20 protein-coding genes and 1 riboswitch are annotated in these 21,294 nt (G+C 44.2%); of the genes, 12 read left to right on the top strand and 8 right to left on the bottom strand.

Annotated elements, in window-relative coordinates; all coding sequences use genetic code 11:
• Window positions 1-566: 566 nt before the first annotated feature.
• The 3 genes from DN068_RS17295 to pyrR form a co-directional block, all read right to left on the bottom strand.
• Window positions 567-1,904: a voltage-gated chloride channel family protein gene (locus DN068_RS17295; RefSeq protein WP_111000189.1), complete on the bottom strand. Its 1,338-nt coding sequence runs from the start codon at window positions 1,902-1,904 to the stop codon at window positions 567-569.
• 44 nt (window positions 1,905-1,948) lie between these two features.
• A riboswitch (Fluoride riboswitch) is annotated at window positions 1,949-2,014 on the bottom strand.
• Between the two features lie 93 nt (window positions 2,015-2,107).
• Window positions 2,108-3,043 (bottom strand): aspartate carbamoyltransferase catalytic subunit, encoded by a 936-nt coding sequence (locus DN068_RS17290; RefSeq protein WP_207799002.1) that lies wholly within the window; start codon window positions 3,041-3,043, stop codon window positions 2,108-2,110.
• A gap of 158 nt (window positions 3,044-3,201) precedes the next feature.
• Window positions 3,202-3,732 (bottom strand): bifunctional pyr operon transcriptional regulator/uracil phosphoribosyltransferase PyrR, encoded by a 531-nt coding sequence (pyrR, locus tag DN068_RS17285; protein ID WP_111000187.1) that lies wholly within the window; start codon window positions 3,730-3,732, stop codon window positions 3,202-3,204.
• Window positions 3,733-3,918: 186 nt separating this feature from the next.
• Here pyrR and DN068_RS17280 point away from each other — a divergent pair, with 186 nt between their 5' ends.
• Genes DN068_RS17280 through DN068_RS17270 form a run of 3 tightly spaced genes read left to right on the top strand, consistent with a single transcriptional unit; the run spans window position 3,919 to window position 5,107 of the window.
• The gene (locus DN068_RS17280) at window positions 3,919-4,356 is read left to right on the top strand and encodes a hypothetical protein (protein ID WP_111000186.1); all 438 of its coding nucleotides are present in this window, start codon (window positions 3,919-3,921) and stop codon (window positions 4,354-4,356) included.
• Window positions 4,357-4,358: 2 nt separating this feature from the next.
• Window positions 4,359-4,730, top strand: coding sequence for a hypothetical protein (locus DN068_RS17275; RefSeq protein WP_111000185.1), 372 nt, complete (start codon window positions 4,359-4,361; stop codon window positions 4,728-4,730).
• A gap of 11 nt (window positions 4,731-4,741) precedes the next feature.
• Window positions 4,742-5,107, top strand: a complete 366-nt coding sequence (locus DN068_RS17270; protein WP_111000184.1) for a hypothetical protein — start codon at window positions 4,742-4,744, stop codon at window positions 5,105-5,107.
• 67 nt (window positions 5,108-5,174) lie between these two features.
• Here the strand turns inward: DN068_RS17270 and DN068_RS17265 are convergent, their stop codons facing one another.
• A complete protein-coding gene (locus DN068_RS17265) occupies window positions 5,175-5,729 on the bottom strand; it encodes an REP-associated tyrosine transposase (protein ID WP_111000183.1) in 555 nt (184 codons plus the stop codon).
• A gap of 214 nt (window positions 5,730-5,943) precedes the next feature.
• Here DN068_RS17265 and DN068_RS17260 point away from each other — a divergent pair, with 214 nt between their 5' ends.
• Window positions 5,944-7,194 carry an NAD(P)/FAD-dependent oxidoreductase gene (locus DN068_RS17260; RefSeq protein ID WP_111000182.1) on the top strand — a complete coding sequence of 417 codons (1,251 nt, stop codon included), beginning with the start codon at window positions 5,944-5,946 and terminating at the stop codon, window positions 7,192-7,194.
• A gap of 142 nt (window positions 7,195-7,336) precedes the next feature.
• On the opposite strand, the gene DN068_RS17255 is transcribed toward DN068_RS17260, so the two are convergent.
• Window positions 7,337-7,855, bottom strand: a complete 519-nt coding sequence (locus tag DN068_RS17255; protein ID WP_111000181.1) for an O-acetyl-ADP-ribose deacetylase — start codon at window positions 7,853-7,855, stop codon at window positions 7,337-7,339.
• A gap of 150 nt (window positions 7,856-8,005) precedes the next feature.
• Here DN068_RS17255 and DN068_RS17250 point away from each other — a divergent pair, with 150 nt between their 5' ends.
• Entirely contained in the window at window positions 8,006-8,722 is a 717-nt protein-coding gene (locus DN068_RS17250; protein WP_123985392.1) for a hypothetical protein, read from the top strand.
• 26 nt (window positions 8,723-8,748) lie between these two features.
• Here DN068_RS17250 and DN068_RS17245 read toward each other — a convergent pair whose 3' ends face one another.
• Both DN068_RS17245 and DN068_RS17240 read right to left on the bottom strand, forming a co-directional pair.
• Window positions 8,749-9,984 (bottom strand): DUF2062 domain-containing protein, encoded by a 1,236-nt coding sequence (locus tag DN068_RS17245; RefSeq protein WP_111000179.1) that lies wholly within the window; start codon window positions 9,982-9,984, stop codon window positions 8,749-8,751.
• Window positions 9,985-10,023: 39 nt separating this feature from the next.
• On the bottom strand, window positions 10,024-11,694 hold the full coding sequence (locus DN068_RS17240) for a C45 family autoproteolytic acyltransferase/hydolase (RefSeq protein WP_111000293.1): 1,671 nt from the start codon (window positions 11,692-11,694) through the stop codon (window positions 10,024-10,026).
• 1,340 nt (window positions 11,695-13,034) lie between these two features.
• Between DN068_RS17240 and hutI the strand changes: the two genes are divergently transcribed.
• The 5 genes from hutI to DN068_RS17215 all read left to right on the top strand — a co-directional run bounded on the left by hutI (window position 13,035) and on the right by DN068_RS17215 (window position 19,086).
• Window positions 13,035-14,273 carry an imidazolonepropionase gene (hutI, locus tag DN068_RS17235; RefSeq protein ID WP_111000178.1) on the top strand — a complete coding sequence of 413 codons (1,239 nt, stop codon included), beginning with the start codon at window positions 13,035-13,037 and terminating at the stop codon, window positions 14,271-14,273.
• A 137-nt stretch (window positions 14,274-14,410) separates the two neighbouring features.
• Entirely contained in the window at window positions 14,411-15,409 is a 999-nt protein-coding gene (locus DN068_RS17230) for a DHH family phosphoesterase (protein ID WP_111000177.1), read from the top strand.
• A 38-nt stretch (window positions 15,410-15,447) separates the two neighbouring features.
• Complete coding sequence (locus tag DN068_RS17225) at window positions 15,448-16,374, top strand: FKBP-type peptidyl-prolyl cis-trans isomerase (protein WP_111000176.1); 927 nt, start codon at window positions 15,448-15,450, stop codon at window positions 16,372-16,374.
• A gap of 92 nt (window positions 16,375-16,466) precedes the next feature.
• Complete coding sequence (locus tag DN068_RS17220; protein ID WP_165836435.1) at window positions 16,467-17,393, top strand: FKBP-type peptidyl-prolyl cis-trans isomerase; 927 nt, start codon at window positions 16,467-16,469, stop codon at window positions 17,391-17,393.
• 55 nt (window positions 17,394-17,448) lie between these two features.
• A complete protein-coding gene (locus tag DN068_RS17215; protein ID WP_111000174.1) occupies window positions 17,449-19,086 on the top strand; it encodes a M1 family metallopeptidase in 1,638 nt (545 codons plus the stop codon).
• A 40-nt stretch (window positions 19,087-19,126) separates the two neighbouring features.
• On the opposite strand, the gene DN068_RS17210 is transcribed toward DN068_RS17215, so the two are convergent.
• The gene (locus DN068_RS17210) at window positions 19,127-19,519 is read right to left on the bottom strand and encodes a VOC family protein (RefSeq protein ID WP_111000173.1); all 393 of its coding nucleotides are present in this window, start codon (window positions 19,517-19,519) and stop codon (window positions 19,127-19,129) included.
• A gap of 177 nt (window positions 19,520-19,696) precedes the next feature.
• Between DN068_RS17210 and DN068_RS17205 the strand changes: the two genes are divergently transcribed.
• Together DN068_RS17205 and DN068_RS17200 are read left to right on the top strand one after the other, a co-directional pair.
• Complete coding sequence (locus tag DN068_RS17205; protein WP_111000172.1) at window positions 19,697-20,677, top strand: ion channel; 981 nt, start codon at window positions 19,697-19,699, stop codon at window positions 20,675-20,677.
• 135 nt (window positions 20,678-20,812) lie between these two features.
• Entirely contained in the window at window positions 20,813-21,244 is a 432-nt protein-coding gene (locus tag DN068_RS17200; RefSeq protein WP_111000171.1) for an SRPBCC family protein, read from the top strand.
• Window positions 21,245-21,294 lie beyond the last annotated feature (50 nt).

Raw genomic sequence — 21,294 nt, 5'->3', positions numbered from 1 at the left:
AATTTTCTCGCGGCGCTCACAACGTCACAAAGCAGGTATCATTTATATAATTCCACGATCATCCCAACAAAGGAGGGATCTCAAGGAAACACGTGACCCGAATAACGTGACGCATCACTTTCATCGATGTGATGTGACATTTTTATTTAAATAAGGTCAAAAACTATAAGCGTTGTGCTTCCGCGAACGCCGCGAGAGAAAACAGTCTACTTTCTCTTCCTCTCAGGTTAAGAAGTAGTGAATTTTCTCGCGGCGCTCACAATGACACAAACTTGTGTCGTGAATATATTTCCCGCAAAGACGCATAAGATGCAAAGGACGCAAAAAGCCATAGTCAAGCGAAGTCTCCGACCTCGTTTGGGTGGAAAGCTGTCTCCAGGCCGCAGTTTCCTAGACTCAAAATTACGCGAGGCATCTCCTATCGTCGATGTGACATTCTGGTTGCACAGCTCCGCAATTTTATAATTCGAGGAAAAAATTCCAACATGAGCTTAGTGCCTTAGCGAGCGTTGCGAGAAAAATTTCCTCATTCATCAAACTGAGCAAATCAGACATCAGCGATCCAGTCATTTCCTTTTTCTCGCTGCACGAATCTGCGAAAGTGTTTTTCCTCGGTCTGCGCTCAATGCATCAATCTTCGAAACCGCTATTTTCTGCGAAGTATATATTCCGGAATGGCCACTGAAATAATAAGCCGTAAAACAAGCAACGGCGTAATACAGTAAATTGTTCGCGCCGAATAATTCCACGCCCATGATCGTACACGCGATTGGCGTATTGGTAGCTCCAGCGAACACGGCGATAAAACCTAGTCCGGCCAACAGATCAATGGGCACGTCCATCAATACTGCAATAGTATTACCCAAGGCTGCACCGATAAAAAACAACGGCGTTACTTCACCACCTTTAAAACCGGTACCCAGCGTGATTGCGGTAAACAATAACTTCCACCACCAACTAAAATAAGTTGCGCCACCTGCACTAAAGCAAGAGACAATCGTTACCGAATCCGGATTTTTACCCGCCACACCAAGACTTAAATAATCTTCCGTTCCTAATAAAAAAGTTAGCGCAATAATGATAGCACCACCGATTACCGGAATCAACCATTCTTGTTTGATGAATTGATTACTGTAATTTTTGATCGCATGCGAAAGATTAGCGAAGAGATAACCGACCAAACCAAAAGCCACACCAGACAAAATCACTTTCGAAAGCAAAACGAGATCAGTGTGTAAAATGGAAAATCCTCCTGCCTGCGAAACAAAATCGATGTGATATTTTGTGTGATGAATCCCGCAGGACGCGCAAGTAATATCCGCCAACACACTTGCCATAAGACAAGGCAGCAAAGCATCGTGGCGTATACGACCCAATGCGAGAACTTCCAAAGCAAACACCGCACCGGTAACCGGCGTGCCAAACACAGCTCCAAAACCCGCTGCCACACCTGCCATCAGCAAAATGCGCATATCTGCAGCAGAGAGATTAAGTCGCTTGCCCCAAAACGCAGCCATGCTTCCGCCCATCTGTACAGCCGTTCCTTCGCGACCAGCAGAGCCACCGAAAAGATGTGTCATTAATGTCGTAAGTAACACCAATGGCGTCATGCGTATCGGTACACCACCGCCGGGCTCATGAATTTCATCGATAATGAGATTGTTGCCTCTATCTGCGTTTTTACCAAGATATTTATACAATAAATAAATAATTAAACCCGCCACTGGTAGCAGAAACAATAGCCAGGAATGCGCAAACCGCAGTTGGATCAGCTTATCTAAACTCCATAAAAAGAAAGCGACTAATGAACCGACCGCAAATGCCAGCGGGAGAATGTATAAGGTCCATTTTAAAAGATAGGACGCAATGGAAAACTGTTCAAAATTTGTTTTGAATTTGCTCATAAACCTACAATACAATTAAGAGTCACGTTCGTAACCTGTTCATTTATGTTGTAGGCGCCATCAGCTTTCTCAAGCGGTTCAGTTAGGAAGACACCATTTCCTTCCTGCAAATATAATGGATACTTGACAGCTGACCTTGATTTTATAAAAAAGGAACAGACCAGGCTGTTCCTAAATATCTTTTACCAACCGCAACCATTCAGTTAGATTGCTTCCAGTTCTGGCTTTCCACTCAGCAAGTAAATCACTGCCATGCGAATCGCCACACCATTTTCCACCTGATCGAGGATGATGGATTGTTTGCTGTCCGCTACATCGGAATTTAGTTCCACACCGCGATTGATCGGACCAGGGTGCATAATCACTATATCTCTTTCGATGCTATCGAGCATACTTTTATTAACACCGTAATACAAAGCATATTCACGCAGTGTACTAAACAATGGCTTGTGCTGACGTTCCAGCTGAATGCGCAATACGTTTGCCACATCACACCATTCCAATGCTTTTTTTAGATTGTATTCTACTTTCACACCCAGATCCTGAATGTGTTTCGGAATCAACGTTGGCGGACCGGAAACCACAACTTCAGCGCCAAGTTTTTGCAAACAGTAGATATTGCTTAATGCCACACGCGAATGCATGATATCTCCGAGAATTGCCACACGTTTACCTTTTACCTCGCCCAAACGCTCACGGATAGAGAATGCATCGAGCAGTGCCTGTGTCGGGTGTTCATTAATACCATCGCCTGCATTGATGATACTGGCATCTATATGATTGGCGAGAAACCACGGCGCCCCGCTTGCCGAGTGACGCATAACCACCATATCCACTTTCATTGCCAGGATATTGTTTACCGTATCAATGAGCGTTTCACCTTTAGAAACCGAAGAACCAGACGCGGAGAAATTGATCGTGTCGGCACTCAGGCGTTTTTCCGCCAGCTCAAATGAAATACGGGTACGGGTAGAGTTTTCGAAGAATATATTAGCAATGGTAGTATCGCGTAAGGTCGGCACCTTTTTTATCGGGCGTTGTAATACTTGCTTGAAATTATCCGCAGTACGGAATATAGTTTCTATATCCTGTGTGTTGAGCTCTTTAATACCAAGCAGATGTTTTACCGAAAGCGACATAATTGTATTGAATATTTTATTTTTTTGATTTAGCCTCCTCTAGCTCCTCCAAAGGACGAGCACTTCCTGCGCGAGTTACCGCTGTTGTCTGCAATGTCTCTACGCGTTTTGACGTTTGACATTTCACTACAAATTCACCATTGACCACTCACCATTCACTAGTCCAACAGCACCACTTCATCCTTTTCATCTTTCTCCTGCCAGAAAACCTTTACTTTCTGTGTGATAATCGTATCTACCGACTGACCAATATAATCTGGCTGAATAGGTAATTCGCGACTATAATGACGATCGATAAGCACAAGCAATTCTACTTGCTTCGGACGTCCGAAATCAAGCAGTGCGTCCATTGCAGCCCGAATGGTACGGCCTGTATGCAGTACATCGTCTACGAGAATCACGGAGCGATTTTCTATGCTGAATGGAATATCAGTTTGCGAAGGCACTTGCAGATTAGCTGCCTGGTGTACATCATCACGGTAAAAAGTAATATCGAGCTTTCCGTAGTCGATCGTTTTACCACCGGTGATATCCTTCAGAATTTTCGCAATACGGTTAGACAACCAGATTCCTCTTGGCTGCAATCCGATGATGACTGTATCATGAAAATCAAGATGGTTCTCAACCAATTGATGAGCTAACCGCTGCAGCGTTATATTAAGCTGATTATGATCAAGCAGGGTCTTCAAATGCTGGAAATTTGAGGTCAAAAATAATCGTTTTTAGCGTTTATGTTTTGTTTTTGTTGCTTTTTGCAAAAACGCATGTTTATAAAGTTGTGAAGTTGCTGAATTGCAAAGGTAAATTCAACGTTCAAAATAAACTGGAAATCACGTATAATGCTTACTTTCGCGCGGTCTGAATCTGCAAGCACTATGTCAGGAATTATAAACGCAATGGATCGTATTAGCCTTTTCTTTGAATCATACACCCGCGCATTGGAAACTTTCGATACCAAACTGATGGCCCAGCATTTTACGCTGCCCGCAGTAATGATGTCTGACGACAGCACCACGGTATTTAATGAAGCAAGTGTACTCGAAGGATTGTTTAATCAGGGAGTAGGTTTTTATAAACAACACGGCATTATGCACGCACGTCCGGAGATATGGAGTAAAAAGCAATTGAGTCCGCGTATTGCAAAAGTGAAAATCAACTGGCAGTATTACAATACAGCCAATCAGCCATTGTACAATTGCGACGACCATTATATCTTGAAACTAGACAAGCAGAATGAATGGAAAATACAAACGGTCATTTCTTCAAACGAGAAGCAACGCCTCGAAGCATGGCTTGCTAAAAAAACTGCCTGATCATGAAGCCTGTCCGTGCCTATCAGGAAACTTACGGTAAAAAATATGGCATTGTGATGCTGGTGGCCAATTTATTTTTTTTGCTGCTGTTGATCGCAAATATGGTGGTACGTTATGAAGAGGATGCACATTTTCCAGTCGTACCTGCAGTTGTTTTAGCCATATTTCTTTTACAGGTTTATTTCCGGAACAAGCAGCCCAACGCAATCATTGGCGTTGTCGGATTGATTTACGCCGGAATGGCTTTTTTTAATGACAACACAAAAAATCTGCTGGAAAGCGTTGCTGTTGTTTCACCAAAAGTAGAAATGCTTCTGATTATGATTATGTCGGGCATATTAATTGGTGGCTATTTTACGCACGCAGATACATAAATATTGCGCACATGAATTTTATTAATGCTTTTTTGACTCAATACGGTAAACCTTATGGCTGGCTGGTTTTAGCCGCCTATATTTTCTTTTTGCTCACAGGGCTTATCTGGGTCTATGAGCAACCAACACTTTATTCTATTGTTTTTACAGCATTTTTTGCCGCGCAATTATATTTCAAGCACAGGCTCGCTAACCTGATTGCCGGAGTAGTTTTTCTATTCGTTTCCATTATTGTGTTCCTGAATATTCTCGGAGCAACATATGGCAAAGATCATTTCGACGGAACGATACTGATTCCATTCGGAATACTGTGCATCTTCTTTTCCGGCATTCTTATTTTCAGTTATCGCAGAGCGTTTCTGGAGAAAAACCAATAACTCTGGCGCGAGAGTTAGCGTAGCGCTCTCGTGTCTGAGCACATCGACAGTCTCCGACTGTCGTCATTTACTCGATCATAATTAATGGCAATAATCCGGGTCTTCTCTCATAGTAGTCAGTTGCGCTGCTGTATTTATACTGCTGCGCCTCCCAAACAAATCCGGCCTTTACAGGGTTTTCATGTAAATAATTCATCCGTTGACGAAACTTTTCTTCGGTATCAAGTTCTATCGGATGAAAATTCTGTTCCCAGAATTGAAACTGTTCATTGCTGCTATTTGATGTACCTGCCGAGCGAAACATACGCATCATCCAATTACGCCGGCTTTCCTGTGCGTTGTTTAAAATCGCATCAATAAGCTTACGGCTGGTAAATTTCTTAAAATCCCTCACAATGTCTGCTATCTGCGAGCCTTCACGGGCACTAATTATGAGATGAACATGATTGTTCATAATTACCCAGGCATGCAATTGCAGCCCTTTTTTCTGTTGGCAAAAGCTAAGACTGTCCAGAATAATATCCTTATACAACGGACGACTTAAGGCGTCTATCCAATGAATAACAGTTGTTGTGATAAAATGAGGAACGTCGTTTTCAGAAACTTTATATCTTGATGACATAATCGTCAAATCGCAAAAACTGTGCCGATTGTTGTGACTTCATAGAGAAGTTTTTGACGACAGTCGGAGACTGTCCATGTATGCAAACACGAGAGCGCTACGCTAACTCTCGCGCCAGATATCAAATCAGACATCAGCAATTCATAAAAACCGCGCCAGCTTATTTTTTCAACATTAGCCAAATACCGCCGCCAGAGCGTAATTTGTAGCTATCATGAAACTACTACTGCAAACTCCCGTAGTCATAATCGGCGCAGGACCGTCGGGTGCCGGCTGTTCTATATTCTTATCAAAGGCGGGCATCCCGCACATAGTTCTCGAAAAAGAGACATTTCCCCGCGATAAAGTATGCGGCGATGGATGCAGCGGCAAAACGGCATATGTTTTAAGAACCGCAAATCCAGACTGGCTACAAGAATTACTGCAAGACAGCGCGCGGCAAGTTCCTTCCTTCGGAATCAAATTTATAGCTCCCAACGGCAAAGCACTCGACATACCGCTTAAGATGAACTGGCAACCAGATGACCTTGCCCCTGGTTTTACTTCGGCAAGACTGCATTTTGACCATTTTATGTTTAAAAAAATGCAGACTCCGCAGGCAACTATTTTTCAAAACGTCTCCATAAAAAAAATCATACGCGAATCGGAAGGTGTCACTGTCGATTTTACCTCCGGTGAAAATGAGTACACGCTGAAAGCAAAAATCATTGTGGGCGCTGACGGCGACAAAAGTGTGGTAAAAAAACATTTTGCTCCTGCCGAAAATCTGAAAACAAACTCGGTAGGACTGCGTGCTTATTATGATGGTGTTACCGGCTTTACCGATGGCAATTTCGTAGAACTTCACTTCCTGAAAGAAGTATTGCCAGGCTATTTCTGGATTTTCCCACTACCGAACGGACGGGCGAATGTGGGCATCGGCATGCCTTCTGAAATAATACGAAAGAAAAAAATTAATCTGCGGCAAGCGATGACACGCGCTATTGAAAATAATCCCGCAATTGCACACCGTTTTAAAAACGCTACGCTCTCTGACAAAATTCAAGGCTGGGGATTACCAATGGCTGGAGAAAGAACACCAATCTGTGGTGATCATTTTTTACTGATCGGCGATGCCGCAAACCTGATTGATCCGTTTTCCGGAGAAGGAATCGGCAACGCATTATACAGCGGAATGCTTGCGGCAAAAAGTATTGAACAATCATTGCAGGCGCAGCAATATAATCGATCATTTTTCCAGGAAACCTATGAAGATGTATTGTACCGTCGACTGAATAGTGAAATCAAGATCAGCACGACCTTGCGACAATTGTGCCGCAATCCATGGATCTTTAATTTTGTGGTAAACAAAGCACATAAAAGTCCGGCATTGCGCACCACATTGAGTGGCATGTTTACCGATATGGATTTGCGCGAACAATTAAGACGGCCGTCGTTTTACTGGAAGATTCTGACAAATCAATAAAGTCAGTGAGTGATGAGGGGGTGAAACGTGAAAGGTCAAACGTCAAAAATACGGAACGCTTAGTTCGTTAAAACAAACTCAAGCAGTCTGACGCAGGCAATTGACATCTGACGTTTCACGTTTCAGTTTCACCATTGACCAATCACCCTTCCGGCGTAAGCAACCTATTGTATAACGCATAATTTTCATCGTCAAAACAAACGAAGATTACGCGGTCAAGTTTTTCTTTTTCAGAAAATGCCTGCACCGTACTGACAGCCACCACTGCTGCTTTATCTTTTGGATAACGATAAATACCCGTACTGATATTCGGAAACGCAATTGTTTTAACGCCATTCGCTACCGCCAGTGCCAACGACTGCTTGTAGCAACTTTCCAGCAACAAATCCTCATCGTTGTTGCCATGATTCCAAACCGGCCCGACAGTATGAATCACATATTTAGCCGGCAATTTGCCCGCCGTAGTGATTACAGCCTCCCCTACGTCACAGCCTCCCTGTTTATTCCGGATTGCATAACAGGCCTCCAGAATGGAAGGTCCGCCCTTTCTGTGAATCGCACCATCTACCCCGCCACCGCCGAGTAATGAAGTATTCGCTGCATTGACAATGGCATCCACCTGTATTTCCGTTATATCACCCTTAATCACTTCAATTTCCATGACTCTAATTTATCATTTTTCGTTGCGAAAAATGTGCAAAAAATACGTGCCATTCAAAACAGGTAAATACACCTGTTTTTTTCGCACCGCTGGATATTAGGTTTGATGGCAAGATACTATTGACCTTCTACTATCACTATGAAAGATGTTATGCCCACAACAAACGACATACAAAACAATGAGATCACCGCCGAACATTTGCAGTGCGTGTTCTCAGCAGCGGCCAGCGTCACAGGGGATGCGGCACTGATATTCGAAGCAATGTACGAGGAACCCATGTATTTGTACCCCGCGGATGAGCATCTCCTGAAAACCAAATGCCAGACACAACAATGGAATGACGTGATCTGTCCGAAAATATTGAAGGAAATCCCGCAATCAGTTGCTGACTTTTTTGAACAATTTCAATTAACGGCCGATAATCTTCGCCATATCGTCATCGCCATCAACCTGCAGCCTGATCAAAAAGCTACTGAAGCACAACATTACGCCATCAGTGATACGCTTTATGATACGCTGGTGCAAACAGGCATGCATCAAAAAACAATCACTGACTTATTACAGCTCATCGAACAGTATGCGAATAACATCAGGGAAAATCTGCAAACCTGGACTGCAAACCGCGATTTTACCACCGACACCATTCAAAATCTGTTCGAAAACCAGCTTCAATCAATACAGCAACTCCAGGATGCTTTACAAACCTTGCGCAATGCCTGGAATCTAACCAAGCTAAAATTCAGTACAATTATTTCAGATATCGAAATTGCCGTGGATGACTATCCTGCACATCTGACAAGACTCAATCTGCAGGCGGCACTTAAGGAGTGGGAAAAACTAACGAAATCGCTACTCGGAGACACCTGATTGGCTTCCTGTATTCGCCTTTTGCTTTATACTTTGAGCTTTTCGCGTAAAGCTTCTACTTCAGCTTTCTGACTTTTGATTTTCGACTTTCTAAAAACCGTTAGCACCACATAGGTGAGGAGAAACGAAACGATGCCAAGCGTAATCGCCAACACACTGCCACCGAGGAAAAAAGCCAATCCTTCCTGTTTTACACGGGCAAGTGAAAGATCGCGCCAGCTGAGAATTAGTCCTTCATTGCCGAGCAGCCAGTTACCCGTAACAATGCTGGCCATAAACCAGAAAGTAGTAATTGGAAAAATACTTATGTTGGCAGCGAGCAGAAAAAGTGCTTTATTCAGTCGGAAAAGAATAGATAACGGAATGCCAATCGCCAGCTGAAAACCCCAGACCGGTACAATGCCCATAAACACACCAAACCCGACCGAGGCCGCTTTCCGCGTGTTGCTTTCTTCGGGGTGAATAAAAATAGCTTTGAAAATTTTCCGCCAGCCTTCTTTATTAAAAAGCAACCGGATAAAATCGCGCGGCTTAATGTATAAAAATGCAATCAGCACTAAAAACGTATTGAGGATACTGATGCGGGTAAAATCTTTAAACGGGCGAAAATGAGACACCCGTTCATCGGCCGGCGGATAGTAAACCGACACAGGCATCGCAATTACAGGAATGCCACTCCAGGCTGCACGCACCATTACCTCAATTTCAAATTCATATTTGCGGGTGAAGTATTTTTTCTCCGCCAGCTTTTTGACCGGATACAAACGATAGCCAGACTGCGTATCGGGCAATTTAATTCCTGTCTCTATCCAATACCAGAAATTCGAAAACTTATTGCCAAAACTGCTTTTCTGCGGTACGTTTTCCTGATTAAGATTACGTGCGCCAACGATAAATGCACCAGGCACCTCATCTAATTTTTCCAGAAATGCAGGCAGATCTTTGGCGTAATGCTGCCCGTCGCTATCCATCACTACAGCAAAATCATAACCAAGTGCCGCAGCTTCTTTAATGCCGGTACGTAAAGCAAAACCTTTGCCTTTATTCACGGCATATTGTACAACATGAATTTGCGGGAAATCTTTCAAAATTTCAGCCGTATTATCGGTAGAGCCGTCATTCACCACCATCACAGCTGTCGTATATTCCAGTACGCTGCGCAGTACATCAGCCAATGTTCCCGCATTATTATAAGTCGGGATTAAAACACAGGCATTATGTTGCTGAAACAAGGATTCGTATGCTGGGCTGTTATTCGGCATGATTTGAAAAACGGACACAAGATAGTTTTTAACGGGCGCTTAGTGTTGCAATTTCTTTTGACAGTCCGCGATTTTGTGTTGGATAGCTTCCCGTTCATTGATCGTTGCAATCTCATGTTGCAATGCACCATTATAATATTGTATCGCAGCGGCAAACCATTTCCGTTCCCGGCAATAGTCACCTGCAATGCGATAAGCATCGTAGAATAAAGGATTATTCTGTATTGTCGCAGCTGTATCAACTGCACGCTTCTGGAGCAAAGCCATTTTATTGGCACGGAAAGTCAGGAACTGTTTAAAAGTATCCGTCTGCAAATAGGGATCTGGTGCGATATTCTGCGATTCATCCGCAATCTCTGCATCGTGTTGTAATCCGTGCAGCGCAAATATCTTCCGGAGATCATAACAGACATATTCCCCAAGCTGCCATGGTTGTGTACTCACCCACATGCGCAGACTATCGGGTTGAAAAATAACGGAGTGATGTGCTATGAGCTGATTAACGGCTTTTTCATTGCCCTCGCCGATGTTAGCGCCGTGCAAACCTTTCCGGTCACGAAGAATAATCGCCATTTTTTCCGGTGTAAGCGGATAATTTTGCTGCATCAATTCACCGAGGCGTTGATAACGGTATACAGAAGCGCTTTTTTCTTTCTGTTCCAGATTGCGTTTTTCATTCGCGAAAAGATCACTCTGATAATGGTTCGTACACAGAATATGATCTTGTTTCGGATCATAAACGGCTAATGTATCTGGCGTCTTTTCGATGACAATTGCTTTGTGATCCTGAGCGCTGCCAATCAAAAAACTTTCAGAAACAAACATCTTCCGCTGATGGGCAATTTTTACCGCTTCATCAGCATTCGATGCGTATTGTAAAATTTCACGGGCTACCAATGACACAGGCGTTGCCGCATTTGTAGGAATGGCAGATTTAGCAGCATTGATGGTTACCGTCAACCCTTTTTCGTTCATACCTGATACCACACCCGTAAAACCGCCCCAGGTAACGAATGCAAAGCGATACCCTTTTTCGGGTTTGTAGAAAGCTACCATTTTATTGACGGCAAAATCATCGCCCACCCAAAAATCAAAATTGCGACCAAGCAGCATTGCGCCATTCGCCGTTTTTGCATCCCAGGCGCCAAACGAAGTACAGCCAACAAGCATCATATTCTGCAAAGCGTGACCCACATCATGCGCCGCATGATAATTCAGCAAACGGGCATAATTCGTACCAATCCAGCTAAAGGAATCTGCTGCGGAAAATGATTCCCCGTAGATTTCATCTTTGTATTCCTCATTAACATGATCAGGCAATCCGCGATTCACGAAGCCCACCATGTATTTTAAAAATTTAAGGTAACCAGAAGACGGGACCATGCGTTTGATCTCGTGCGTAAACGCTTCTTCCTGAGACATGATCAGCTCCTGCGACAACTTTCCGTTTTTTACGCCCAATTCAAAAGGTGCACCGGAGACGTACATTTCGTAGAGCCCGTATTTGTTTTTGCGGATCCAGTTATCACCTATTGTATAAAGTGAACCTTCCACATGCGTTCTCGAAAGTTTGGTGGCTGATGTGTTTTCCACCACCGGTGGCTTTATATCAGAGACTTTCCAGACATATATACAGAAAACAATTATCAATAACAAAAAGGCCGCCAGCACATAACCAATCAGCTTCAGCAGCTTCTTCAAAAAACGCATCCGCAAATTTAGGTTAATTCGATAATCCGGCAATTCGACGATTCGGCAATCAACATTTGAGGGTGTTGTACAATCTGTCAAATTGACTCTTTTAGAGTCAACGTCGATACTAAAAGAGTCAATTTCCATGCTCCGAGCATCAATGTCCACACTCAGAACATCGATGTCGATGCTTTTAGTATCAACATCGGTGTCCGGAACATCAGCGTCGATGCTCCGAGCTTCAACGTTCATGCTGTTAACATCAACGTCGATGCTTTTAGAGTCGGCGTCAATGTTCCGGACATCGAGTTCCATGCTTTTAGCATCAATTTTCGTTTTGAAGACGTTTGGCACAATCCTTCGAACGCCACTCCTGAGAAACAACACACCTCGCGGTTGTCACCCCGAGGCGACGAGGAATCCCGTAATAAAACAGGCACACACTACGCGGGCCCCTTCCTTCGTCAGGGTGACAAACACGAGTGTATAATTCCACTGTCATCCCGATGAAAGAGGGATCCCGCAACAATATAGGCACACATTTCGCGGGACCCTTCCTTGCGTCAGGGTGACAAACACGAGTGTATAATTCCACTGTCATCCCGATGAAAGACGGATCCCGCAACAATATAGGCACACATTTCGCGGGACCCTTCCTTGCGTCAGGGTGACAAACACGAGTATATAATTCCACTGTCATCCCGATGAAAGAGGGATCCCGCAACAATATAGGCACACACTACGCGGGACCCTTCCTTGCGTCAGGGTGACAAACACGAGTATATAATTCCACTGTCATCCCGATGAAAGACGGATCCCGCAACAATATAGGCACACATTTCGCGGGACCCTTCCTTCGTCAGGGTGACAAACACGAGTATATAATTCCACTGTCATCCCGATGAAAGAGGGATCCCGCAACAATATAGGCACACATTTCGCGGGACCCTTCCTTCGTCAGGGTGACAAACGCGAGTATATAATTCCACTGTCATCCCGATGAAAGAGGGATCTCGCAACAATATAGGCACACATTTCGCGGGCCCCTTCCTTGCGTCAGGGTGACAAACACGAGTGTATAATTCCACTGTCATCCCGATGAAAGAGGGATCCCGCAACAATACAGGCACACACTACGCGGGACCCTTCCTTGCGTCAGGGTGACAAACACGAGTGCTGCCAAAATGAAATAAAAATACGAGCGATATCTACTGCCATTAATACGACATTTAATTACATCATTGACGTTTCATATCTGACGTTTGACAAAGTTTATCAATCACCGTCGTCACACCCACCAAGACGCTCCTTCAGGGTTGGGGTTGATTGTTTATCTTAGCGGGCTGAAACTTACAACGATGCGCTTACTCCTTACACATATACACGAGCTTTACCAAACCGAAACAGTTCACCGCCGGACGCGCGTAGCAGGCGCGGAAATGGCGGAAATGCCAAAACTCCACAACGCCTGGCTGCTGATTGAAAACGGACTCATTCATAGTTTTGGAGACATGGCCTCCATGCCGGAAATGCATGCTGACGAAACGATCGATGCCTGCGGCCGTCTGGTATTGCCTGCCTGGTGCGATTCACACACACATCTGGTATTTGCTGCGCCCCGCGAGCAAGAATTTGAATACCGTATCAAAGGCATGAGCTATGAAGAAATCGCACGTAAAGGCGGTGGTATCCTCAATTCGGCCCGCCGTCTGAACGAAACCAGCGAAGAAGCATTATATGATTCGGCATACGAACGACTGCTCGAAGTGATGGCTCAAGGTACCGGCGCTATTGAAATTAAGAGTGGTTATGGCCTGACGACAGAATCAGAACTAAAGATGCTGCGTGTAATCCGCAAACTGAAGGAAAATGCACCCGTTCCGGTAAAAGCTTCCTTTCTGGCGGCACACGCCTACCCGCTCGAATATAAAAACGACCACGAAGCATATATAAAATTAATCATTGAAGAAATGCTGCCACGCGTGGCCGGTGAAGGGCTGGCGGATTATATGGATGCGTTTTGCGAAGAAGGATTTTTTAGCGTTGCAGATACTGACCGCTTGCTGGAAGCTGGATGGAAACATGGCCTGAAACCTAAAATCCACGCAAATCAATTGCATTATAGCGGTGGTGTTCAGGTTGGCGTAAAACATAATGCGGTAAGCGTAGATCACCTGGAATGTGTGGGCGAAGCGGAAATAGAATGTCTGCGCAACAGCAATACGATTCCTACCCTGCTGCCGGGTGCTGCATTTTTCCTCGGTATTCAATACCAGCCTGCCCGTAAAATCATTGATGCCGGTTTGCCGGTTTGTCTGGCTACGGACTACAATCCGGGGACCTGCCCTTCGGGAAATGTACCATTATTGCTCACGATGGCTTGTACCCAATTAAAAATGACGCCGGAAGAAGCAGTTCATGCGGTAACGCTCAACGGCGCAGCAGCTATGGAATTACAAAACGAGCTCGGAACCATCGCTGTCGGCAAGAAAGCAAATCTTATCCTCACGAAGAAGATGAATTCACTGGCATATATTCCTTATGATTTCGGAAACAATCCGGTACATAAAATGATTCTGAACGGGGTATTGTATTAACGTGGTAAAATGTGACGAATATGGTGAATGTGTCTGCCGGCAATTAATCTATGATTATACGAGTGCACAAACCACATTTTCCACATTCACCACATTTGACACATTTTTTCGTATTCCCACATTATTTTTGCGGTTCGATGAAACAGATCCAGGACGTTTTTCCATTATTACAGTCTCCGAAGAAGATTTTTATTACCACGCATCATAAGCCGGACGGCGATGCGATTGGCAGTATGCTCGGGCTATATCATTACCTGACTTTGCGCGGCCATGAGGTCACACCGGTTTCACCAAGTGAGGTACCGGATTTCCTGATGTGGATGCCGGGTATTGAAGCAGTATATAATTATGAAGCAGAAACTAAAAAATCTCAAGAAGCACTGAAGGCGTCTGATATTATTTTCTGCCTCGACTTCAACGATTTCAACCGGGTGAAACTGATGGAACCGTTTCTGACCGAAGCGACGCAGCCAAAAGTGCTGATTGATCACCACATGTTTCCCAAGCCAGTATGGGACTATGGCATGAGCATTCCGGAGAAAAGCAGCACCTGCGAAATGGTTTATGATTTCATCAACCTCCACAACGGTAATTCCTTTATAGATCTGAACACAGCAGCTTGCCTTTATACTGGTGTAATGACCGATACCGGCTCTTTCCGTTTTCCGGTGACAACGGCTAGTGTGCATGAAATGATTGCAGACCTGAAGCGTCGCGGACTGGAGCACAGCAAGATACATGAGGAAGTTTACGATTCCTGGTCAGTAAACCGAATGCGTTTTGTAGGTTACATGCTGATCGAACGCATGGAAATTTTCCCAAAATGGAATACCGGACTGGTAACAATTTCACGCAAGGACCTACAGCTTTTTCAGCTGAGTACCGGTGATACGGAAGGACTCGTTAACTACCCGCTCAGCATTGCCGGCATCAAATTTGCCACACTGATCACAGAACGGAACGACGAGGTAAAACTCTCATTCCGAAGCAAAGGGGACTTCGACGTAAACAAATTTGCCCGTGAGCATTTCTCCGGTGGTGGACATTTTAATGCGTCTGGTGGGCGCTCCACAACAACTTTTTCTGACACTATTGCAAAATTTAAGGAAATTTTGTCCGATATTCACCCCCGATAATTAAAAACCTAGAAAAGAACAACAGATAATAAATAAACATGATCAAGCGTATCGTTCCGTTTGCCTTGTTAGGCGCTACAATTTTTGGACTTGCTTCTTGTGGACCTAAAGACGGTTTCAAAAAAACACCAAACGGTCTGGAATATAGAATCGTAAAAGATGTTCCCGGCGATAAAAAACCTGCTCTCGGTGATATCGTAGAGTTGCACATCATCACAAAAGTTGGCGACAGCGAACTGTTCAGCACTTACAAAATGAACAATAACCAGCCGGTTTCTTTCCCGCTGATGCAAAGCTCATTTAAAGGTGACATGCCAGAAGGCGTAATGATGATGACTGTAGGTGATAGCGCGGTATTCCACGTTTCACTTGATTCTATCAAGAAAACAGGCGCTCAGATCCTGCCTTTCATGAAAGACAAGAAATTTGTTGAGTATGATGTGGTGCTCGTTGGTGTAAAATCACAAAAAGAGGCACAGGCTGAACAACAAACTAAAGCTGCAGAACAAAAAGGTGTTGACGATAAAATCCTTCAGGATTTCTTCGCTAAAAACAACATCAAACCAGAAAAAACAGCTTCTGGTCTGTATTTCGTAGTCACTAAACAAGGTGCAGGTGCTCCTCCAAAACCAGGTCAGGAAGTAACTGTAAACTATACAGGTAAAAGCCTCGAAGGCAAAGCGTTTGATTCTAACCTCGATCCACAGTTCGGTCACGTAAAACCACTGTCTTTCGTAGTTGGTCAGGGTCAGGTTATTCCAGGTTGGGACGAAGGTGTTTCCCTGTTGCCTAAAGGCAGCAAAGCAACGCTGTATATTCCGTCTACACTGGCTTACGGTACCAACGGCCAAAATCCAAACCTTCCTGCAAATGGCATCCTGATGTTTGATGTAGAAATACTGGATATTAAAGCCGCTCCGCCTGCAAGCGCTGCTGCACAACAAGCGCCTCCGGCTGTTCAATAATTATCAGCAATCAAAACGTATCAATAAAAAGAACCGGCAGTATAGCAATGTTGTACCGCCGGTTTGTATTTAAATACCCTTTTAAAATAACTATGGCAAAGAAATTGTTGACCGCCGCTGCCCTGCTTTCATTGGCTATTCCAGCCGGCGCACAAGCTAAAAAAGAAGCTCCGAAAAAAGTACCTGCAGCTGCTGCGTACAAAACTCCTGCCGGCTTTAAAACAACTAAAGACGGACTGGAATACAAAATTGTAAAAGACGCTCCGGGCACACAACTGGCAAAAGTTGGTGACTTCATGGAAGTGCATATCCATACACACATTGGTGATAGCATTTTGTTTGATTCACGTAAAATGAACAACAATCAGCCAGTTCCATTCCAGGTACCGGCGCCGGCATTCAAAGGCGACCTGTCTGACGGTCTGGTAATGCTGACTGAAGGTGATAGCGCTATTTTCCGCGTGCCGCTGGATTCGCTCCTGAAAATGGGCAGCCAGCCTATGCCATGGATGAAGAAAGGCGAAAACATGCATGTTGAATACGACATTCAGGTTGTGTCTGTAAAAACACCAGAACAGCAGAAAGCAGAGGCAGAAGCACACGCAAAAGCACAGATCAATGCTGATGATAAAGCGCTTCAGGATTACTTCGCAAAAAATAACCTGAAACCACAAAAAACTGCTTCCGGTCTTTATTATGTAATTACAAACCCAGGTACCGGTGACAATCCGAAACCAGGTCAGCAGGTTACTGTAAACTATACCGGCATGACGATGAGCGGCGCTAAATTCGACTCAAACGTTGATCCGCAATTCAAACACGTAGAACCATTCTCTTTTGCACTCGGTCAAGGCCAGGTGATCAGAGGCTGGGATGAAGGTATTGCACTGCTGAAAAAAGGTGGTAAAGGTACTTTGTATATCCCTTCAGGATTGGCTTACGGCGAAAGAAGCCCAAGCCCGTTGATTCCTGCCAATTCAGTCCTTATCTTTGATGTAGAGGTAAAAGACTTTAAATAGCTGGCCGTGTAAATGGCCGCGGTCGTTTACCTTTCAACTCAAAAAATAAATACAGATGAACAAACTCATCTCTGTAATATTACTTAGCTGGTATTTGCTCTCCGCAAATACCAGTTTTGCTTTTTATAACCATCAGGACACCCTTCGCGGCAGCAACGGCATTGGTCGCTATTGGTGGGACGTACAGCATTACGATCTTTCCGTAAAATTCGATACCGCCAATCAAAGCATTTCCGGAAGCAACAGAATAACCTTCAAGATTACGGCACAGCCTCATGACAGCCTACAGCTCGATTTGCAGGAACTTATGTTTATGGACCATATTATGATGGATGGAAAGGAACTTAATTTCAGCAAAGACGGTAATGTATGGTGGGTAAAATATCCGTTTAGTCAACTGCCGGTGGGAACAGAAAAAGAAATCACAGCTGTCTATCACGGCAAACCGAAAGTCGCGGAACATGCGCCGTGGGACGGCGGTTTTATCTGGATCAAAGACAGCGTGGGCAAACCCTGGATAGCAGTTGCCTGTCAGGGCCTGGGCGCAAGCGTTTGGTGGCCATGTAAAGACGACCAGGGTGATGAACCGGATAACGGCATGAATGTAGCGCTGGAAGTGCCGGAGGGACTGGACTGCATCAGCAATGGACGTTTGCAGGCAACTACGAATACTACAGCAGGCATGCATCGCGTCGACTATCTGATCAAAAATCCGATTAATACTTACGACGTCACTTTCTACATCGGTGACTACATTCATTGGAGTGATACGCTGAACGGTGAAAAAGGAAAACTGGATCTCGATTTTTATGCGCTTCGTTACAATGAGTCAAAAGCACGAAAACAATTTGCGGAAGTAAAACCGATGTTGCGCTGCTTTGAATACTGGATGGGACCATATCCTTTTTATGAAGATGGTTACAAATTAGTAGAAGCTCCCTATCTGGGCATGGAACACCAGAGTGCGGTTGCTTATGGCAATAGCTACAAAATGGGCTACATGGGCCGCGACAGAAGCAACACCGGCGTTGGAATGAGCTTTGATTTTATCATCATCCATGAAAGCGGACACGAATGGTTTGGCAATAACATCACAGCAAAAGACATTGCTGACAACTGGATTCATGAAGGCTGGACAACATATAGCGAAGGGCTTTATGCAGAATGTCTGCTGGGTAAAGAAAAAGCGTTCGATTACATCCGCGGCGAATGGCGGAATATCACGAACGACCAACCTGTAATTGCAAATTACGGGGTTAACGACGAAGGCAGCAGCGACAAATACGACAAAGGCAGTGCAGTGGTGCACATGATTCGTGCAATGCTCAATGATGATGAAAAATTCCGTCAGTTATTACGTGGGCTGAACAAAGAATTTTACCACAAAACCGTTACCGAAACTGAGTTTGAGCAATACATCATTAAAACATCGGGCCTCGATCTGCAACCGCTGTTTGATCAATATCTGCGCAGCAACCTGATTCCACAGCTGGAGTATTATACCAAAGGAAAAGAACTGCATTTCCGCTTTACGAATATCATACCGGGTTTCACACTTCCATTGCAATTAAAGAACGGAAAAGAGATGACAACGATTCATCCTACCGGTGAATGGCAGCAGATAAAATGGAAGAAAGGCAATCCGGAATTTCCGAAAGACTTCCTGTTGAAAATATCAGAGACGAAAGAATAAAGGCAAGAAAACACAAAACGAGTATTCTATACACTCTTTATCAATTGTCAACTGTAACGTAATTACTCAATTCAATCAAATTCAAATCCGGATCGCGGAAGTATACCGAAACGATCGGGCCATTTGCGCCGGTACGTGGCACCTTCGTTTCTAACAACGGTACATTCTGTGCAATGAGTTCCGCGATTACTTCATCGATTAATGTGTCCGTAATAAAGCATAAATCCGCTGCACCCGGCGTTGGCTTATCTGCTTTAGGATCTATCTCATGGCCTTTCAAGTGCAAATTGATCTTTTGATTGCCGAACTTCAGTGCTATCCGCCCATTGCCAAAAACCTCCCTTTCCATTCCAAGCACCCGTTCATAAAACCGGCAGGTCTCTTCGATATTTGCAACCGTTAGCACGAGGTGGTCGAGTCTGTTTATTGTCATGTCGTTTTATTTATGAGTGACGGATGGCCGTTTATGATCTTGTGCCAGTTACAAACCGGCGGTCTTACAAACACTAGAGCGCTGCTCTAATTCTGGCGCCAGGGTAGCTTTTCCATTATCGGCTACCAATGTCAACTATCGAAGACTTAAATTTACAATGCATAAACGTTCCGTACCATGTCAGCTCCCAAAAAAATAAATCCAAGACTCAAACCCAACAATGACACCGGGTTTGGTAATAATGCCAGCAATTACGGCGGACGTTTCATCAACAGAGACGGAAGCTTTAATCTTCGCCGCGAAGGCATTTCTTTTATCGACCGCATCAGTTTTTTCCAGAAAATGCAAACATTACCCTCCTGGAAATTCGGATTGTTTGTGGTCATGGTGTTTTTTATTATGAATGTACTGTTTAGCACTGCCTACCTGATAGCGGGTATGGACGAGCTGCAGGGCATCTACGCAAAGACAAACTGGGGGCGGATTAAGGAAATTTTCTATTTCAGCTGTCAGACCTTTACAACAGTGGGCTATGGCCGTATCAATCCGACTGATGACCCTACCAATATCATTGCAAGTCTGGAAGCACTGGTCGGCTTTCTCTCCTTCGCGGTAGTAACGGGTCTTATCTACGGTCGATTTTCGAAACCACGTCCCTATCTCGCGTTCAGCGATCAAGCACTCGTTGCACCGTACAAAGGCGGCACTGCGTTAATGTTCCGCTTTGCCACTTATAAAGATCATCACACGCTGACGAATGTCGACATCAAAGTAAATATCGCTTTGCGGGTAGAAGAAAATGGCGAAGCCAGCTATCAGTTTTATGATCTGGTACTGGAACGTTCGCACATCGATAATTTCCCGATGAACTGGACTGTCGTGCATCCGATTGATGAGAACAGCCCTATCTATGGTTTTAGTTGCGACGATGTAACTAATGCCGACGCTGAGCTTTATGTATTGGTTGTGGGATTCGATGAAGTTTATTCGAGCCCTGTATTGCAGCGTACCTCATACACTTATCATGAAATGAAATTCGGTGAAAAATTTGTGCCGATGTACCGCGAAAGTGAAGATGGCAAAACGACCATTCTGGAAATGCACAAACTAAACGAAACAAGACCTGTGCCGCTGCCTGTTCCGGAAAACCAGAATTAAAATCACTGATCTCTGACGTCTCCTATTCGATTTGTGAATGGTGAGTGGTCTGTTCTGGGTTTTAAAATGTAACTTATCTCTTCATTTTGAATCACCGATCTAAAAAATCAAACATCAGCGATAATAAATAAAGTTATGAGCAACAATCCAATCGTCATTGAGCGTGTATTTAATGCGCCCGTTCATAAAGTATGGCAAGCCATTACCGACAAAGATCAAATGAAAAAATGGTACTTTGATGTGTCTTCTTTTAAGCCGGAAATTGGCCATGAATTTACTTTTACCGGCGGCAGCGAAGAACAGACTTATGTGCATCTTTGTAAAATCACTGAAGTTATCGTAGACAAAAAACTGCAGTACACCTGGCACTATGAGGGGTATGAAGGCAGTTCGGTTTTGACTTTTGAATTATTTCCGGAAGGAGAAAATACTCGTCTAAAACTTACTCATGAAGGACTGGAAACATTCCCGCAAACAAGCAAGGATTTTGCACGTGAAAGTTTCGAAGCAGGCTGGACTTATATTATTGGTACATCGTTGCCGAAGTTTCTGGATTCTGAATTTTAAGTTGTATGTTTTAAGTTGTACGTTTTAAGTTCCCGGTAAGCAAACCTATT

It is taken from the genome of Taibaiella soli, from assembly GCF_003236175.1.
Taxonomy (GTDB): Bacteria; Bacteroidota; Bacteroidia; order Chitinophagales; family Chitinophagaceae; genus QKTW01.
The sequence above is the reverse complement of the archived record's forward strand: the minus strand, read 5'-3'. Positions and strand labels throughout refer to the sequence as shown.

Bases quoted from the DNA above. Each gene is read 5' to 3' on its own strand.
- DN068_RS17295 (WP_111000189.1), bottom strand. From the start codon at position 1,904: ATGAGCAAATTCAAAACAAATTTTGAACAGTTTTCCATTGCGTCCTAT.
- DN068_RS17290 (WP_207799002.1), bottom strand. From the start codon at position 3,043: ATGTCGCTTTCGGTAAAACATCTGCTTGGTATTAAAGAGCTCAACACA.
- DN068_RS17280 (WP_111000186.1), top strand. From the start codon at position 3,919: ATGTCAGGAATTATAAACGCAATGGATCGTATTAGCCTTTTCTTTGAA.
- DN068_RS17275 (WP_111000185.1), top strand. From the start codon at position 4,359: ATGAAGCCTGTCCGTGCCTATCAGGAAACTTACGGTAAAAAATATGGC.
- DN068_RS17270 (WP_111000184.1), top strand. From the start codon at position 4,742: ATGAATTTTATTAATGCTTTTTTGACTCAATACGGTAAACCTTATGGC.
- DN068_RS17265 (WP_111000183.1), bottom strand. From the start codon at position 5,729: ATGTCATCAAGATATAAAGTTTCTGAAAACGACGTTCCTCATTTTATC.
- DN068_RS17260 (WP_111000182.1), top strand. From the start codon at position 5,944: ATGAAACTACTACTGCAAACTCCCGTAGTCATAATCGGCGCAGGACCG.
- DN068_RS17255 (WP_111000181.1), bottom strand. From the start codon at position 7,855: ATGGAAATTGAAGTGATTAAGGGTGATATAACGGAAATACAGGTGGAT.
- DN068_RS17250 (WP_123985392.1), top strand. From the start codon at position 8,006: ATGCCCACAACAAACGACATACAAAACAATGAGATCACCGCCGAACAT.
- DN068_RS17245 (WP_111000179.1), bottom strand. From the start codon at position 9,984: ATGCCGAATAACAGCCCAGCATACGAATCCTTGTTTCAGCAACATAAT.
- DN068_RS17240 (WP_111000293.1), bottom strand. From the start codon at position 11,694: ATGCGTTTTTTGAAGAAGCTGCTGAAGCTGATTGGTTATGTGCTGGCG.
- hutI (WP_111000178.1), top strand. From the start codon at position 13,035: ATGCGCTTACTCCTTACACATATACACGAGCTTTACCAAACCGAAACA.
- DN068_RS17230 (WP_111000177.1), top strand. From the start codon at position 14,411: ATGAAACAGATCCAGGACGTTTTTCCATTATTACAGTCTCCGAAGAAG.
- DN068_RS17225 (WP_111000176.1), top strand. From the start codon at position 15,448: ATGATCAAGCGTATCGTTCCGTTTGCCTTGTTAGGCGCTACAATTTTT.
- DN068_RS17220 (WP_165836435.1), top strand. From the start codon at position 16,467: ATGGCAAAGAAATTGTTGACCGCCGCTGCCCTGCTTTCATTGGCTATT.
- DN068_RS17215 (WP_111000174.1), top strand. From the start codon at position 17,449: ATGAACAAACTCATCTCTGTAATATTACTTAGCTGGTATTTGCTCTCC.
- DN068_RS17210 (WP_111000173.1), bottom strand. From the start codon at position 19,519: ATGACAATAAACAGACTCGACCACCTCGTGCTAACGGTTGCAAATATC.
- DN068_RS17205 (WP_111000172.1), top strand. From the start codon at position 19,697: ATGTCAGCTCCCAAAAAAATAAATCCAAGACTCAAACCCAACAATGAC.
- DN068_RS17200 (WP_111000171.1), top strand. From the start codon at position 20,813: ATGAGCAACAATCCAATCGTCATTGAGCGTGTATTTAATGCGCCCGTT.